Here is a 14,467-nt window from a genome sequence, read left to right on the forward strand (position 1 = left end):
CGTTATCACGCTCAATTCTCTTAAAAGTATTGCGATTGAGGGCATACAGCAGTCCAACCCTACAGAAGCCCCTCCGGTACGATCAAGCGAACCTTGTCCCACTTCTCAGGAGACAGGTTGACAGGCTTGTCGCTCGACAGGCACGGCAATACGTAAGCTGTCACCGCCCAGCGCTTGTCATCAGACACCTTCGAGGTTAGCGGCACAATCACGTGCGATCGCCCCTCTTCCTCGACTTCAAGCTGTGTCTGATGCCGAATGGCGGCCATTACCATATCACGCTTCGTTGAAGTATGATAGGGCCGCAATGCCTTCGTCCATTGGCTGGAAATGTCGTCGTAGCTATTCTCATCAACATCCTGCGCCATCGAACCGGTATCCATTTCATAATACTGCAATGAGGATGGACTGTAAACTGGCCCTTCATGATCTGCTTCCAGTTCTTCTTGTTCGCGTACCTCACCCTGCCACAGGCATGGCATGCGCATCCGCTCTTCTCCACCCCAGCGCTGCAAGGGCGGCAGCTCGAAGCGAGTCAGCTGATTGGATACTTCATCAACATGTTCCCGATCGACAATATAATCGAGGGCACCTACGGGAGTAAGCCATCTTTTGAGCGGCTCAGAGCTGTCCATTGCGCACTGTACAGCCTGGGCTGTATCCGCATCTGTACAACGAAGCAGAATGACTTCTGCGAACTGAACTCTTCCGTATTGACGACCCCACATTTCGATTGCATCGCGTACATGCCCCGGTACTCCCGTCAGCGAGCAGTTCTCTAGAAACGACAGAACCGACTGAACGGAGCGACCATGCTCCAATCCGTTCTCGAACGAATCACGAGTCAAGCGATACGTGTCCATCTGATCGGACTTCCACAGTTCGGCAAAGACCTCCAATTCGAAGCGAATGAGAAATGAGGTGTGAGGCGGCACCATAATCTCAAAATCGGGCTGGACGAATAGAACGCGTTGATGTACACCTTCTTCCTGTTGTATGCTGCGGAACATCCAGCATCCATCCGACGTGCCAACATCGCACAACCCTATGGAGTGGGCCGTTCTCAGCCAGTCCCGAATTTGCCCTCGCACCGCCTCATATGTATGTTCAGTTTCTTCGAGCCACCCAAGATGCCGACAAGCGTTCACAACACTCTCTTCTGAGCTCCACTTGCGCAAACTTCCATAGTAAAGTGCGGAATAAGCAATATGTCTTGCCAACGCCTCATTAGGCAAATAGTGCTCAATCACAACTTCGGCTATAGCTCGAAGTGCTTCGTGCGAAGGCAAGCTGAACCACCACTTCAACTGTTCAATCTGCACCGCATAGCTAGTTGGGTCTTTACGCAGCAGCCCTAGCCGGAGAGCCATATCCAGCACGATAGCTACATGCACGGGCAACGACTCTGCAAACGGAATTTTGATGTTCCAAGATGCAAGTGCTTGTCCATCCAAACGAAGCAAGGAATCAAGCCGCGTGATTGCCCTCTTATGCAGGTTCCCTTTAGCCGTAAGCGGAAGGCCTTCATTCATGGCGTATACGAGCATTTGGAACAAATCAGTCAGCATCCCCTTGGAAGCTTCTACCGAGATTACACCGCCTCCAGGGAGAGGATGAAGGGAATACAGGAACGCATCTTCCATTTCCGCTCCTTCCGGTACGTAATCATTCTTCGAGAACGCATCGTTTAGACGCATTGCAAGCAAATGCTCGTAAATGTCCTTCGGAATGAACAAAAGCCGTTCTCCCCATGATGTTCGGACACTTGCCAACAGACCTGACTTCAACAACGATCCGCAAGCAGCGCGCAGCATCGCCCCTGTTGCCTGAGGACCATGCCATTTACGCAGAGAATCCAATGCGAAAGGGAGAGTAGCGGTTCGATCGAGCATGACATCGTACGAGACTCTATGCTCCTCAGACAGTGCTGCATATGCCTCGGCAATCCGGGCAGGATTGTCGTTGAATGTTCTCCACTGCTGGCTGCGTGGATGCTCCTTATCCTGTTCCGTCCGCTTCCATAGTTGATACGTATTCATGGCTGCCCTCCTGTTGCTCAATTGCATATTGGTACCCCTGTTCCACGAGGAACCGCTGTCGCTTCAAGGCGTAATCCCGCTCCTTCGTATCTTCACTCACAACTGAATAGAAGCTTGCTTGTCTCCCATCCGCCTTCGGACGAAGCAGTCTTCCTAACCGCTGGGCCTCCTCCTGCCTTGATCCGAAGCTGCCAGACACTTGTATCGCTACCGTAGCATCCGGCAAATCCACAGCAAAGTTAGCAACCTTGGAGACAATCAACACTTGTATCGCTCCTTGCTTGAACTGTGCATACAACTGCTCCCGCTCCTCTTGCGGCGTCTTCCCAGTCAATACAGGGGCATTCAGTGACTGCGATAACCGATCCAACTGCTGCAAATATTGCCCGATAACCAGAGTTGGAACACCGGGATGGCGCTGAAGGAGGCGCTTTACAGCCTCTATCTTCAATTCATTCTCTCCCGCGATTCTTGCCTTGTCTCGCTCGCCGGCTTGAAGGTAGTACCGTCTGCCAGCCTCTGATAAGGGTACACGAACCTCTACACAATCCACCTCGGCAATCCAACCATCCTGCTCCAGCTCCTTCCAAGGGAGCTCATACCGCTTCGGACCAATCAAGGAAAATACATCCCGTTCGCATCCATCCTCACGGACGAGTGTGGCCGTCAAACCAAGCCGTCTGGTTGCCTGTAAATCTGCCGTTGTGCGAAATACAGGGGCCGGAAGCAAGTGCACTTCGTCATAAACGATAAGCCCCCAATCCCGCTCATGAAATAAGTGCATATGCTGGCACTCCCCATCCTTGTCTTGACGGTAAGTCATCATTTGGTAGGTAGATATCGTTACCGGCCGTACCTGCTTCGTTCTGCCCGTATATTCGCCAATCTGTTCATCTAACAGGGTCGTTCGCGCCAGTATTTCCCGCTTCCACTGCTTCACTGAAGTTGTATTCGATGTGAGAATCAAAGTCTCGCTTTGCAGCTCAGTCATAGCCGTAATCCCAACGATTGTCTTGCCCGCTCCGCATGGCAGCACAATGACGCCATCTCCCGCAGCACGTTCTTCACTGCCGATAAAAGCCCGTACGGCTTCCCGCTGATAATCCCGTACTCGGAAGCCTCCTTCATCTCGAAACCGGAAATCTAGCGGCTCCCCATCTCTGAATCCAACCCGATCCACAACCGGATATCCTGCATTAGCAAGCGCCCGCTTCAAGCGTCCACGATGCTTCGCTAATATAGCCACACAGCCATCCTGCGGCTTCCCTGTGAACAATCTGCCGACCTCTCGGTCTGACAACATGCGCTCTAACACTTTCGCATCCTTAGCATGCAAGGTAATGCTGGATTCTTTTTCTTCCCCATGCAGGACGAATAAGCCATACCGCCCCATCCACATCGCGATCTCTTGCTTGGCCTTAACAGGAACAGGGTAGGTTGCATGAGCATCCAGCACCGAGCAGACCATCTCCGCAGTCTTGCCGCTTGCCGCAGCATTCCATAGCGTAATTGGAGTCATTCGAAAGGTATGCAGCCCGTGCGGATTCTTCACCAACTCGGCAAATCCTAACAGAGCTCGGCGTACAACTGAATAGCCATCGGACTGCGCATTAACCAGTATCGTCATGTCCTGCTGAACTGCGAGCGTAAACATCTCTTTCGTCATTTGCCGCACCTCCCTTCGCTTGTTACTATTTTTATCTATATAAGAATCCCCGAACTGTCCTTAACACAAAATGCAAAAAAGTCCATCCCTCCTCATAACAGAAGACGAGATGAACTGTACATGTTACATGTCTTGCCTAATGTGTGTAAGGCGATTCAGAAATCTCGCTGAGCGCCTGGCCTGCTTCATCCGCAAATGGCGTCCGTTTCGCTAAGTCGCCGATGGACACGACCCCTACGAGCTTGCCGTTCTTCACGACAGGAAGACGTCTAACTTGCTCTTCAGCCATCAATGCAGCTGCGTCGTCAATCGTCGTATCCGGTGATATGCTAACGATCTCTTCTGTCATAATATGCGAAATCCGTGTGGAACCAGGGTGCTTGGCTGCAATGCCGCGAAGCACCAAATCACGATCCGTTACAGCCCCAACGAGTCGTTCTCCGTCAACTATCGGAATAAATCCCGTATCGTATTGCTTCATCTTGACGGCTGCCTCGTAGATGTTATCCAATACTGTACATGATGCACAGTTTGTCGTCATTACCTCTTGTACCGTTGACATCAGCATCCTCCTATTCAGGCATAGGTTGCCCTAATTGGAGGAGATTATCCAAGGTTATCAACCATTCTCCCAGCATAATGCGCTCTAATGCTCAGCCACGTATGTAATTGCCGAACACGTATGTAATGCTGAATAAGAGGTTAGCTGCTCAAATTTATTCACATCCAATGGAGTCTGTTACGTATTCTATACTACTATATCACAGGCAGCCAATGGCTACTTCTTCTCGGCCAATGCATCCATAGCTAATCCGATCAACATCTGGCCAGCGGGCAACATGGCAGACTCGTCGAAGTCGAACTTCGGATGATGGTGTGGATAACGAGCGTAGTCCTCGTTTCCAGCACCGACAAGTACGAAGCAGCCTTGAATCTGCTTCACGTAATAGGCAAAATCTTCGGCTGGCATCATCATCTCTGCTTCCCGAACGCAATCCTGCCCCACCACTTCTGCTGCAATGCGGAAGACACGCTCAGCTTCGCTGTTGTCATTCACGAGTGCCGGATAGCCAACTCGGAATTCTAAGTCATATTCAGCTTCGTGCATTGCACAAGTAAGATCTACGATACGCTCGAAGCGCTGACGAAGCAGCTGGCGGACATCCGGATCAAACGAGCGTAATGTCCCCTTCAATTCTGCACGTTCTGCAATCACATTTTGGGTCGTACCCGCCTGTATGGAGCCAATGGATAGTACCGCAGGCTGAAGCGGCGATACGTTGCGGCTAACGATGGATTGCAGCTGCTGCACAAGCGAGGCTCCGATTAATACAGCATCTGTACACAGATGCGGCATTCCTCCATGCCCGCCCTTCCCTGCAATCGTCAAGCGGAAGTCATCCACAGCCGCCATCATCGGCCCTTGACGCGTAGCTATGATGCCTGTAGGGATCGGTGTCCACAGATGAACGCCGTATATCCGATCTACACCTTCCAGCGCGCCATCACGGATCATAGCCTGAGCGCCGCCAGGGCTTACCTCTTCCGCAGGCTGGAACAGCAATCGTATTTCTCCTGACCAATGGCTTCGATGCTCTGACAACACCTTAGCTACCGACAGCAGCGTAGCCGTATGTCCATCATGACCACATGCATGCATCACGCCGGCAACCTGTGAACGGTATTCACACTGCTTCTCATCTTGAATCGGAAGCGCATCTATATCTGCACGCAGGGCAACGACCGCACCATCACCATTGCGAATGCGGCCTACCACTCCGTTGCCACCAATGCCGGTTTCAACCTCAATTCCGAAGGAGCGCAGCTGTTCCGCTACAAATGCGGATGTCTTCGATTCCTCATAGGACAGTTCCGGATTCTGATGCAAGTAACGTCGCCATGCAATCATCTGGTCAAACTGCGCTGACAAAGCTTCCTTCCATAAGGACGATGCCTGAGACACACTCATCCTTCTCTCCCCCCTACGTTTCCATTTTCATAATTGTACCATAACATGCATTCTTTCGTAGACATCTTTGCATGATTCTGCCTGAAATATGGAGCCATATCCGCTCCTGCTAGAGGTGTCTTGCGCAAGCGTAGGAAACATACTATCATGGTAGAGAGTAAAGATGGTTGTACTTACAAGGTAGACGAGAACTCGAAGGAGGAAAGTGGTACATGATAATCGAAAATTCTGGCCTGATCGGGCTTGAATCCGACCTTGCTTATCTTGATGAAGCAATGGAGAAGCTCGGTTTCTTTCGCGGCCAATGGGAGTATTACCGTGCTACATACGACTTGAAACTGGAAGCAGGCAGCGAAGACTATTATTTGCGTATTAACACACGGGTGAAGGAAGGCAAGCTGGAGAAGCCAGATGCGATTCTGGCAATCGAAGCGGTCTACATGGGACGTGCGTCTTTCCCGCACGGATTGGATTACGAAACACCCATTCCGCAAGCACAGCTCAACACTGCTACCCAACGCCTGCATCAATTGAAGGAAGCGCTTAGCGCGTAGTGGTTCTCATTTGAGTAGAACAACATATAAACCCATGAAACGAGATACCCCGTCTCCACCAGCCAAAGGCACGCCGGATTTCACCTTGCTCGTGCTTACGTTATTGCTAGTAGGATTCGGTGTCGTCATGGTATATAGTGCGAGTTCTAGTCTGGCTGCCGTTTCTGCTTTATACAACCATGATGCACTTTACTTCGGCAAGCGTCAGCTCATGTGGGCTGGACTTGGATTCATCGCAATGCTCATTGCAATGAATATCCCGTACAGGATGTATAAAAAGTTATTTATCCCTTTATTTATTGTTACGATTATAATGCTAATGCTCGTTCCTTATATAGGACAAGAACGAAACGGGGCGCGAAGCTGGTTCGGCATCGGAAGTACCATTGGGGTACAGCCGGCAGAGCTGGCTAAGATATCAATTGTTCTGTACCTGGCCGCCTTAATTACCAAGAAGGGCGAGAAATTTCGAGATTTCAAAAAAGGGCTCTTCCCTGTCATGATTATCGTCGGCTTCGTTGTCGGCCTGATCATGCTGCAGCCCGACTTTGGGTCTGCCATGATTCTAGCCTTCTGCGCCGGTGTAATCGTCATTGCAGGCGGAGCCAACCTGAAGCACATCATGAATTGCCTGTTGGTAGGACTGACAGGTGTGATTGTCGTTCTAGGATTGCATTTTTTGTTATCGCCCGGGAAGCTGACGGACGGATATCAATTCGCCCGCATCCAGTCCTGGCTCGACCCTTTTCACGATTCGCAGAATACCAGTTATAATCTCCTGCAATCGTTGAAGGCGATCGCTCATGGCGGATGGACTGGCGCTGGGTTCGGTCAGAGCATCCAGAAGCTGCTCTATCTGCCCTACCCGTATAATGACTTCATCTTCGCTATCATCGCCGAGGAATGGGGCTTTATCGGAACAAGCATATTCCTGATCGTTTATTTGATGTTCATCTGGCGCGGCATCATGATCGCTCTCCGGTGTCCAGATACGTACGGGACACTTGTTAGTGTCGGCATCGTTGGGATTATCGCCGTTCAAGCCTTCATTAACATCGGAGGCGTAACGAGAACGATCCCGATAACCGGTGTCACGCTTCCACTCATCAGTTATGGCGGTTCCTCGCTGCTCATTACGATGGCGAGTATCGGCATATTGCTCAGTGTGTCACGCGAGGCGAATCGGATGAATCATGATAAGAAGCCAATTGGGAGCTTGCCGAATTCCCGCGAGCGAACAACCAAAAAAGACTACCGGCCTCTTAGGTCCGTGTAGTCTTTTTTTTCGTGGTGTGCATGCAAGCATAAGTGCCTATTTACTGATTCGCTGGATCTCTTCCAGTTCCTCATCTTTAAATGCGACGCCCTCAACCTTAACATTAATTTCAACGACGCCTAGTCCGGTCATATTCTGAACCGCTTCGCGGACGTTTAATTGCAACTGGCGGCACACTTCCTGAATTGGCATGCCATACATGACAATCACTCGTAGATCTATAGCGGCTTCCACTTGGCCTACCTCTACAGATACACCCTTTTGTACATTCTTGCCGCTCAATCGCTTCGCCCAGCCTTCGGACAGTCCGCCTGACATAGCAGCAATACCTGGAGTTTCAAGCGCAGCAAGACCAGCGATTGTGGCGACGACATCGTCGGATATCCGAATGTTACCTTCCTGCGTGTTCAATTGTTCCTCAGCCATCGTCATCCTCCTTTCTGTCTCCCTTATATTGTAGTCGATTTTTGAACATGAAAGCAAACAGTGTTATTCAACTCGAATCAGATTCAATTCGCACCGACGATATGGATCAATTGGCATAGTTTACAAACGAAAATCAGTTCGCTATATTAAATATCAGATGTTTTGCCCCATACCTTATGAACGTTAGGAGTGATCGGTTTGCGCAACCGATTGTTTTTTGCGCTTTTGTGCACCACATTCGTCCTTAGCGGGGTAGGTCATTACCTTCACTGGAATATGACATTGCAATTCGTCATCTCCGCAGTCGCGATTATTTTCGTCGCCGGCTTTCTTGGACGGGCCACAGAGAGTGTATCCCACTACGCAGGCCAGCGGCTCGGTGGCTTCCTTAATGCAACCTTCGGCAATGCAGCTGAGCTCATCATCGCAATCTTCCTTGTTCGGGAAGGATTGTTCGACATGGTCAAGGCTAGCTTGACTGGTGCGATTATCGGCAACTTACTGCTTGTATTGGGGCTTAGCTTATTTGTAGGCGGCTTAAAATACAAGGTGCAGCGGTTCAACATCGAGCTTGCAGGCATGAACGGTTCTCTGATGCTGCTTGCTGTGATTGCCTTATTCGTGCCTGCCGCATTTTTCACCACTCATTCGATTAGTGCAGAAGGCACGAAGACGCTCAGTCTCATTGTTGCCGGCGTATTGATCGCTGCTTACTTGCTCTGGCTCGTGTTCTCTATGATTACCCATAAGGACCTGCTCACCGATGAATCAGCGGTTGGCGAGGAACAGGCAGAAGAAGAGCCAGCTTGGTCAAAATCAAAGTCTATCGTATTCCTGCTCCTAGCTACGGTTATGGTCGCATTCGTGAGTGAATGGCTGGTTGGCACCCTTGATTCGTTCACCGCACAATTCGGCTTATCCGAACTGTTCGTGGGCGCATTCGTTATTGCAATCGTCGGTAACGCCGCAGAGCATAGCGCAGCCGTCATGATGGCGATGAAGAATAAGATCGGCGCAGCTGTCGAGATTGCAATCGGCAGCAGCTTGCAAATTGCTCTGTTCGTAGCACCGGTACTCGTGTTTGTCAGTGCACTCTTCGGGCAAACGATGGACATCGTATTTACAACCATTGAAATGGTGGCCATTGCAGTCTCTGTCTTTATCGCAAAGTCGATTTCTCAGGATGGACGTACGAATTGGTACGAAGGACTGCTGCTGCTCGCTGTGTATATTATTCTTGGCGTATCTTTTTACCTCGTATAGGCGTTCTGATTCATGATTCGTGTATGGAAACAGCTTGCCGTTGTCCCCTTCCTTCCATTTGCCAACAAAACACAAAAAGCTTGGGACTTGTCCCAAGCTTTCTTTGTATTCAGTCGTTTACGCACTGAGCAATTTCATTCATCTTATTTCTCTTCTTTGTTCAATGCTTCATACAGTACAGCAAGATTCCGCTCTAATCTGCTGACCAGCATACGTCCGACGGTCTCTTCTACCAATCCCGCTCTAACTGCAAAATCCACCTGTCTAGAAAAACCATACATTTGCGTATCTAGCACTTCCTCATAGAGAGGGCAGTAACGCGTCGCCAAGTTCTCCATTTGAACTTGAATGAGTTTCTCTATTTGATGCGCATCATCTTCAAGCAGAGCGAGCGCTTTATCATTGATCTGTTGTACCACATCCGACGAAGACATGCCTGATTTCCCCCCTATGACCCGAAGTCACGTTTGTTCTATTTCTAATATTAGACGATCATGACCTGTAACACAAGATGCACCGCGAACTTCTGTGTGACAATGCGCACTTTTCCACCTGCAATTCCCTGTACCAAAGTGAAGCGACGCCTTGCATGGTCAGCATAATTGCCATCTCATAGAGAAAAACTTGAGAGAGCAAAAAAATAACAGCGTATTTCAATATTAAGCAGAAAGTGCTTGTCCAAAAGAAAGAAGAGCCGAGACAATACGTCCCGACCCCCCAATTCTCGATCCGAATTATTCGGCTACAACAGTTACATTCAGACCATGCTTCTCGAATACTTCAGACATAGCTACTTTCGCTTCGTCTACATCCGGTCCATGAACATGCAGTTCATACGCTTGATTGCCAACGAGTGTCGTGAACAAACCAAGAATACTTTTTACGTCAATGTATTTGTTGTCGGCTTGTAACACAATCGAAGATCTGAATTTGTTCGCTGTTTGCGAGATTTCCACAATTGCCGTGTTATTAGACATTGAAATCCCTCCGTCTCAGTAAATCACATCTAATTTATACGCTTCCATCATACCGTGAATAAGAGGCTGGGCGCAAGGTGAAATCCATCAGATGAAGCAGGCAAATATAGACTACTTCAAATGTTCAGGGTTCAAGCATTCCAGCTCTGGAATAACAAAGCGGCCGTCTTTGCGAACAAGCACATCGTCAAAGTACATTTCGCCGCCGCCGTACTCTGGACGCTGGATCAGAACCAGATCCCAGTGGATGGAAGAGCGATTGCCGTTATCAGCAGTATCATAGGCTTGCCCCGGTGTGAAGTGAATGCTGCCTGCAATCTTCTCATCGAACAGAATGTCCTTCATCGGGTGTAAAATATACGGATTGACGCCAATTGCAAATTCACCGATGTGGCGAGCACCTTCATCCGAATCCAAGATTTCGTTCAAGCGATCCGTATCATTGCTTGTTGCCTCCACAATTTTACCGTTCTCAAAACGGAATTTCACGTTCTCGAATGTGAACCCGTTATAGATGGACGGTGTGTTGTAGGACAAAGTGCCATTCACCGAATCACGCACTGGAGCCGTGTACACTTCTCCGTCTGGAATGTTCCGTTGTCCGGAGCATTTGACAGAACCAATGTTCTTGATGGAGAAGCTGAGATCTGTTCCTGGCCCGACCAAGCGCACCTTGTCTGTACGATCCATCAAGTTTTTCAAGGAATCCATCGCAGCATCCATCTTGGAGTAGTCCAAGTTGCAAACATTGAAGTAGAAGTCCTCAAATGCTTCTGTCGACGTGTTCGCCAGCTGAGCCATGGAGGCATTCGGATAGCGAAGCACAACCCATTTCGTACGTTTAACGCGTTCTTCCATATGTACTGGATGGGAATAGATCGATTCGTACAACGCCATCTTATCTTTTGGCACATCGGCCAATTCGTTCGCATTCTCACCAGCACGGATTCCAATGTATCCCTGCATATTCTGCATCCGAAGCAGATCATACTCTTTCCATGTCTCCATCTGCTCTTTCGTTGCATTCAAGAGAAGCGAACGCAGTACAGAACGATCCGTCAGCTGTACAAATGGACGGCCGCCGCGCTTAGCAATCTCATCCACTATACACTTAACCAATTCACGCTCAGATCCAATCATCTCTACAAGGATATTTTCCCCTGGCTGTACATCAACTGAGTATCCAACCAAGTTTTTCGCAAGCTGTTCTATTCTTGGGTCTTTCATCCTATGGTTCCTCCTCGATTAGTTAACATGAACTTACGATTATCATTGTATCACGATGATCATGCAGAGTCAGCGTGTTCCTGCACGGTACAGCAGACTTCTACTCGTATATAAATTGTGACTGCATGTGAACCAATTCTTCTCTCGGTTCCCCTTGCTCCTTATAGGATGACGTTATCCAACCTTCGACATAGGCAGGGAGTGAATCTCGCTTATTCACCCACACGACATACTTCGCCTGCACCGCTGCATCCTCCAGTCTTGCATGGAGCTCCTTGCGGCCTTGGGCAGCAAGAACTGCTAACTCCTTCTGAAGCTTCTGCTCATCAGCCTGCGACATGCTGCCCTTCATTTGCTGCAGCTGCACGTTCGGTGTAATCAGCCGTTCGTAATCTTCAACCAATTGTTTGGTATACAGGCGCTTTGCCTGATCTGCACCGATTACGATTTGCAATGGAATCAGGTCTGCCCGCTGCTTCGCATCGATGCTCATTACACGCATTTGGTTGGGCAACCCAGCATGCGTCTGAACAACTGGATCAGAATCCGTCAGCAGCTTTACCCGCTTCGCCCCATCAAGTCGAAGCTCCTCCAATTGTCGCAGAGGATTCCATCTGCTCTCGGTCGTTGTCTGCTCCGCTTGAGGACTGATTCGCATATGGGTGCCCTTATGCTGTTGAATCTCCCCCTCGTATCGCAGCTGCTTGGCTAGCAGTTTATCTTTGCCTGTTCGGATTTCGGCCATGCCCTGAAAGCGAAACTGATCCTTGCCTACCATTCCATTGAGCGCTCTATCGAGCAATGCATCAGGAGGAGTATGGTCAGCAATCGAACATCCATGAGCAATAAGCGCAACAATCAGCAAAGTTGCCATCCATATGACACGGCGCCGCTTCTCCCGTAATGTTGATCGTGCTATGGTCATTAAGTCACCTCCACTGTAAATGAACAAAAAAAAGAGGTCGGAATTTGCATTCCTGCCTCTTTTAGCGTGTCACGTCTGTTTTGGAATTATGCGGCGCATCAAAATGATGCTTACTGCTCCTTCTTGCTCATTTGAATCTGATTGCGGCCGCCATGCTTCGCTTCATATAAAGCGACATCCGCACGGTAGAACAGGGATTCAACACTGATCTTCTCATCCTGCCAGTTCCAGTCCGCGATGCCGCATGAGACTGTTACCCGCGGGTCTGTCTCGTTCGCAACCCGGGCTCGTATGCGTTCAGCCACCCGTAGTGTTTGGGGCAGGGTCAACTGCGGCAAATAAATTGCAAGCTCTTCACCGCCCCAACGAGCTGCAATATCAGTCTCCCGAATTGAAGTACGAATAATCCGGCTGACTTGGTTCAAGATTTTATCGCCAATTTGATGGCCATACGAGTCGTTAATCTGTTTAAAGTAATCGATATCCGCTACAATCAATGAACCGCAAAAGTCGTTTTTTTGCAACCGATCAATCTGCTTATCCAAATAATGCCGAGCATAGAGACCAGTCAGCTGATCTTTGTTGGCAAGATGCTTTACCCTAGCATGCAAGGTGGCGTTGGCAATCGCAAGGCCGATATGAGTGGCAAGCATTTGCAACAGTTTCAAATTCTCATACGTAAAGAACTGCGGCCGCTTGTCTGCCAGCACGACAATTCCAACCAGCTCACCTCCGCCAAATAACGGTGCAGCAATCACAGAGCGCAGTCCAAGCTTTTCAAAGAAGTGCATGGATGTAGGGCTCTGTTCCTTGCTGTCTGAGACAATAATTGGCTCGCGCAATGAGATCATGTAGCCGAACAATCCTTCATCCGCTGGCATATGAGCACCATCAAATTCTTCGAGGTTGCAGGATACAACCTCAAAGCGGTTCTTCTCAGCATTGAGCTGCAGCAGTACACAGAACTCAGCCCCGAATACTCGGAGCAATTCGTGCGTCGCATCCCGGAATACGTCCCGCAACCTCAAGCTCTGATTAATTCGTTTCGTCAAGTCATTAATGAAGCGAAGCTCTTGAATGACCTCATTGGCCTGTTCATGAAGGCGCGCATTTTCAAATGCCGTACCTGCTGTCTCGACCACGAGTTGAATGAGCTGTACGTCAGAAGGATCTGGTTCCTCGTATGGGAAGCAGACTTTCAGTACGCCGTACGAGCCCTGCTTGCCGCAAAGCGCAAAAGCAACTTCGGTGTGACCCTCTTGCGTCCGGCCGTAGCACAGCTCTCCCTTCATAAATGCCTGCATGACAATCGGATCGCCCCAAGACTTGAACACGAGTGTCTTCACCTTCGGGTTCACACTATGGTGATCCTGTGATAGATACACTTCAATGCTCGATTCCGGCACAAGCCGCTCTACACTTTCCATTATTTGCGTCAGCACCGCATCAACATCAATTCGATCATGCATGTGACGCACCACATTATATAGAACATCTCTGCGTTTGTATTCTCGTTCAACAATGCGCTGAGTGTACATAAGTTCCTTAATAAATGTATATTCGAATGCAAGGTAGAACTGCGAGCGAAGCGCGTGTGTCCACGCCTCCAGCGCTGTCATGGCTCCACTCGACATAGCTGCCGACAGCTTGTAAGCAACGGCTGCGAATACATTTTGCCCCTCGCGTGTCTGCAGCGGGCAGATAACCAACTGTCCATTGTCTATAGCTGCTGTTGTCTTGGTTCGTTCTTGCAAGCATTCATTCAACGCTATACTTATCCTGCTATCCGCATGCAGTGACTCATCCCCTGCCAACCATCCTCCAGCATAATCGTAAATCGCACTGCTTCCAATTATAGAAATGGCTTCATACGGCATATCCTTCAGCCATGCGCGATATGCGGATTGCAATTGCGAGGCAATATAAGGGAAATCATGCGTCGTCACGTCACGCTGAAGCAGCCATCCTTCTAATGCCAATTCTTCGTCGACAGGAGCAGGATCTTGGCAATCCTCTGTCTCTGTCTTTATGGGTTCAAATTCAGTTGTGTATTGTGGAAGTTGACGTTCCGTCATCCTCTTCTCCTTCATTTTCGAAAGGTTGTTCAATTTCTATCATACATGATTTTGCAATTAAAATGTACTA

At 49.3% G+C, this 14,467-nt stretch carries 13 protein-coding genes; 3 read left to right on the forward strand and 10 right to left on the reverse strand.

Translation table 11 applies throughout. The features are described from left to right. Positions 1–59: 59 nt before the first annotated feature. The 4 genes from PBN151_RS09975 to PBN151_RS09990 form a co-directional block, all read right to left on the reverse strand. Positions 60–2,039 (reverse strand): helicase-associated domain-containing protein, encoded by a 1,980-nt coding sequence (locus tag PBN151_RS09975; protein WP_072728829.1) that lies wholly within the window; start codon positions 2,037–2,039, stop codon positions 60–62. Further along, the gene (locus PBN151_RS09980) at positions 1,999–3,705 is read right to left on the reverse strand and encodes a DNA repair helicase XPB (protein ID WP_072728830.1); all 1,707 of its coding nucleotides are present in this window, start codon (positions 3,703–3,705) and stop codon (positions 1,999–2,001) included. Before PBN151_RS09980 ends, PBN151_RS09975 begins: the two co-directional genes overlap by 41 nt. A 136-nt stretch (positions 3,706–3,841) precedes the next feature. Beyond that, positions 3,842–4,267 (reverse strand): CBS domain-containing protein, encoded by a 426-nt coding sequence (locus tag PBN151_RS09985; RefSeq protein WP_021256671.1) that lies wholly within the window; start codon positions 4,265–4,267, stop codon positions 3,842–3,844. A gap of 216 nt (positions 4,268–4,483) precedes the next feature. Then, complete coding sequence (locus PBN151_RS09990; protein WP_072728831.1) at positions 4,484–5,674, reverse strand: M20 metallopeptidase family protein; 1,191 nt, start codon at positions 5,672–5,674, stop codon at positions 4,484–4,486. Positions 5,675–5,886: 212 nt separating this feature from the next. Between PBN151_RS09990 and PBN151_RS09995 the strand changes: the two genes are divergently transcribed. Both PBN151_RS09995 and ftsW read left to right on the forward strand, forming a co-directional pair. After that, a complete protein-coding gene (locus PBN151_RS09995) occupies positions 5,887–6,228 on the forward strand; it encodes a YugN family protein (protein ID WP_021256673.1) in 342 nt (113 codons plus the stop codon). A 34-nt stretch (positions 6,229–6,262) separates the two neighbouring features. Beyond that, positions 6,263–7,504 (forward strand): putative lipid II flippase FtsW, encoded by a 1,242-nt coding sequence (gene ftsW, locus PBN151_RS10000; protein ID WP_072728832.1) that lies wholly within the window; start codon positions 6,263–6,265, stop codon positions 7,502–7,504. A 36-nt stretch (positions 7,505–7,540) separates the two neighbouring features. On the opposite strand, the gene PBN151_RS10005 is transcribed toward ftsW, so the two are convergent. After that, the gene (locus tag PBN151_RS10005; protein ID WP_021256675.1) at positions 7,541–7,930 is read right to left on the reverse strand and encodes an Asp23/Gls24 family envelope stress response protein; all 390 of its coding nucleotides are present in this window, start codon (positions 7,928–7,930) and stop codon (positions 7,541–7,543) included. A 198-nt stretch (positions 7,931–8,128) separates the two neighbouring features. Here PBN151_RS10005 and cax point away from each other — a divergent pair, with 198 nt between their 5' ends. Beyond that, a complete protein-coding gene (gene cax, locus PBN151_RS10010; RefSeq protein WP_072728833.1) occupies positions 8,129–9,193 on the forward strand; it encodes a calcium/proton exchanger in 1,065 nt (354 codons plus the stop codon). 143 nt (positions 9,194–9,336) lie between these two features. Here the strand turns inward: cax and PBN151_RS10015 are convergent, their stop codons facing one another. The 5 genes from PBN151_RS10015 to PBN151_RS10035 all read right to left on the reverse strand — a co-directional run bounded on the left by PBN151_RS10015 (position 9,337) and on the right by PBN151_RS10035 (position 14,397). Continuing rightward, entirely contained in the window at positions 9,337–9,627 is a 291-nt protein-coding gene (locus PBN151_RS10015) for an Fpa/YlaN family protein (RefSeq protein ID WP_065290268.1), read from the reverse strand. Positions 9,628–9,927: 300 nt separating this feature from the next. Then, on the reverse strand, positions 9,928–10,170 hold the full coding sequence (locus PBN151_RS10020) for an HPr family phosphocarrier protein (protein WP_021256678.1): 243 nt from the start codon (positions 10,168–10,170) through the stop codon (positions 9,928–9,930). A 111-nt stretch (positions 10,171–10,281) separates the two neighbouring features. Beyond that, the gene (locus tag PBN151_RS10025) at positions 10,282–11,397 is read right to left on the reverse strand and encodes an aminopeptidase (RefSeq protein WP_021256679.1); all 1,116 of its coding nucleotides are present in this window, start codon (positions 11,395–11,397) and stop codon (positions 10,282–10,284) included. A gap of 100 nt (positions 11,398–11,497) precedes the next feature. Then, on the reverse strand, positions 11,498–12,322 hold the full coding sequence (locus tag PBN151_RS10030; RefSeq protein ID WP_072728834.1) for a hypothetical protein: 825 nt from the start codon (positions 12,320–12,322) through the stop codon (positions 11,498–11,500). A 110-nt stretch (positions 12,323–12,432) separates the two neighbouring features. Further along, entirely contained in the window at positions 12,433–14,397 is a 1,965-nt protein-coding gene (locus PBN151_RS10035; protein WP_072728835.1) for a GGDEF domain-containing protein, read from the reverse strand. Positions 14,398–14,467 lie beyond the last annotated feature (70 nt).

Source organism: Paenibacillus sp. NAIST15-1 (assembly GCF_001894745.1).
In the GTDB taxonomy this organism is placed as follows: domain Bacteria; phylum Bacillota; class Bacilli; order Paenibacillales; family Paenibacillaceae; genus Paenibacillus_B; species Paenibacillus_B suaedae.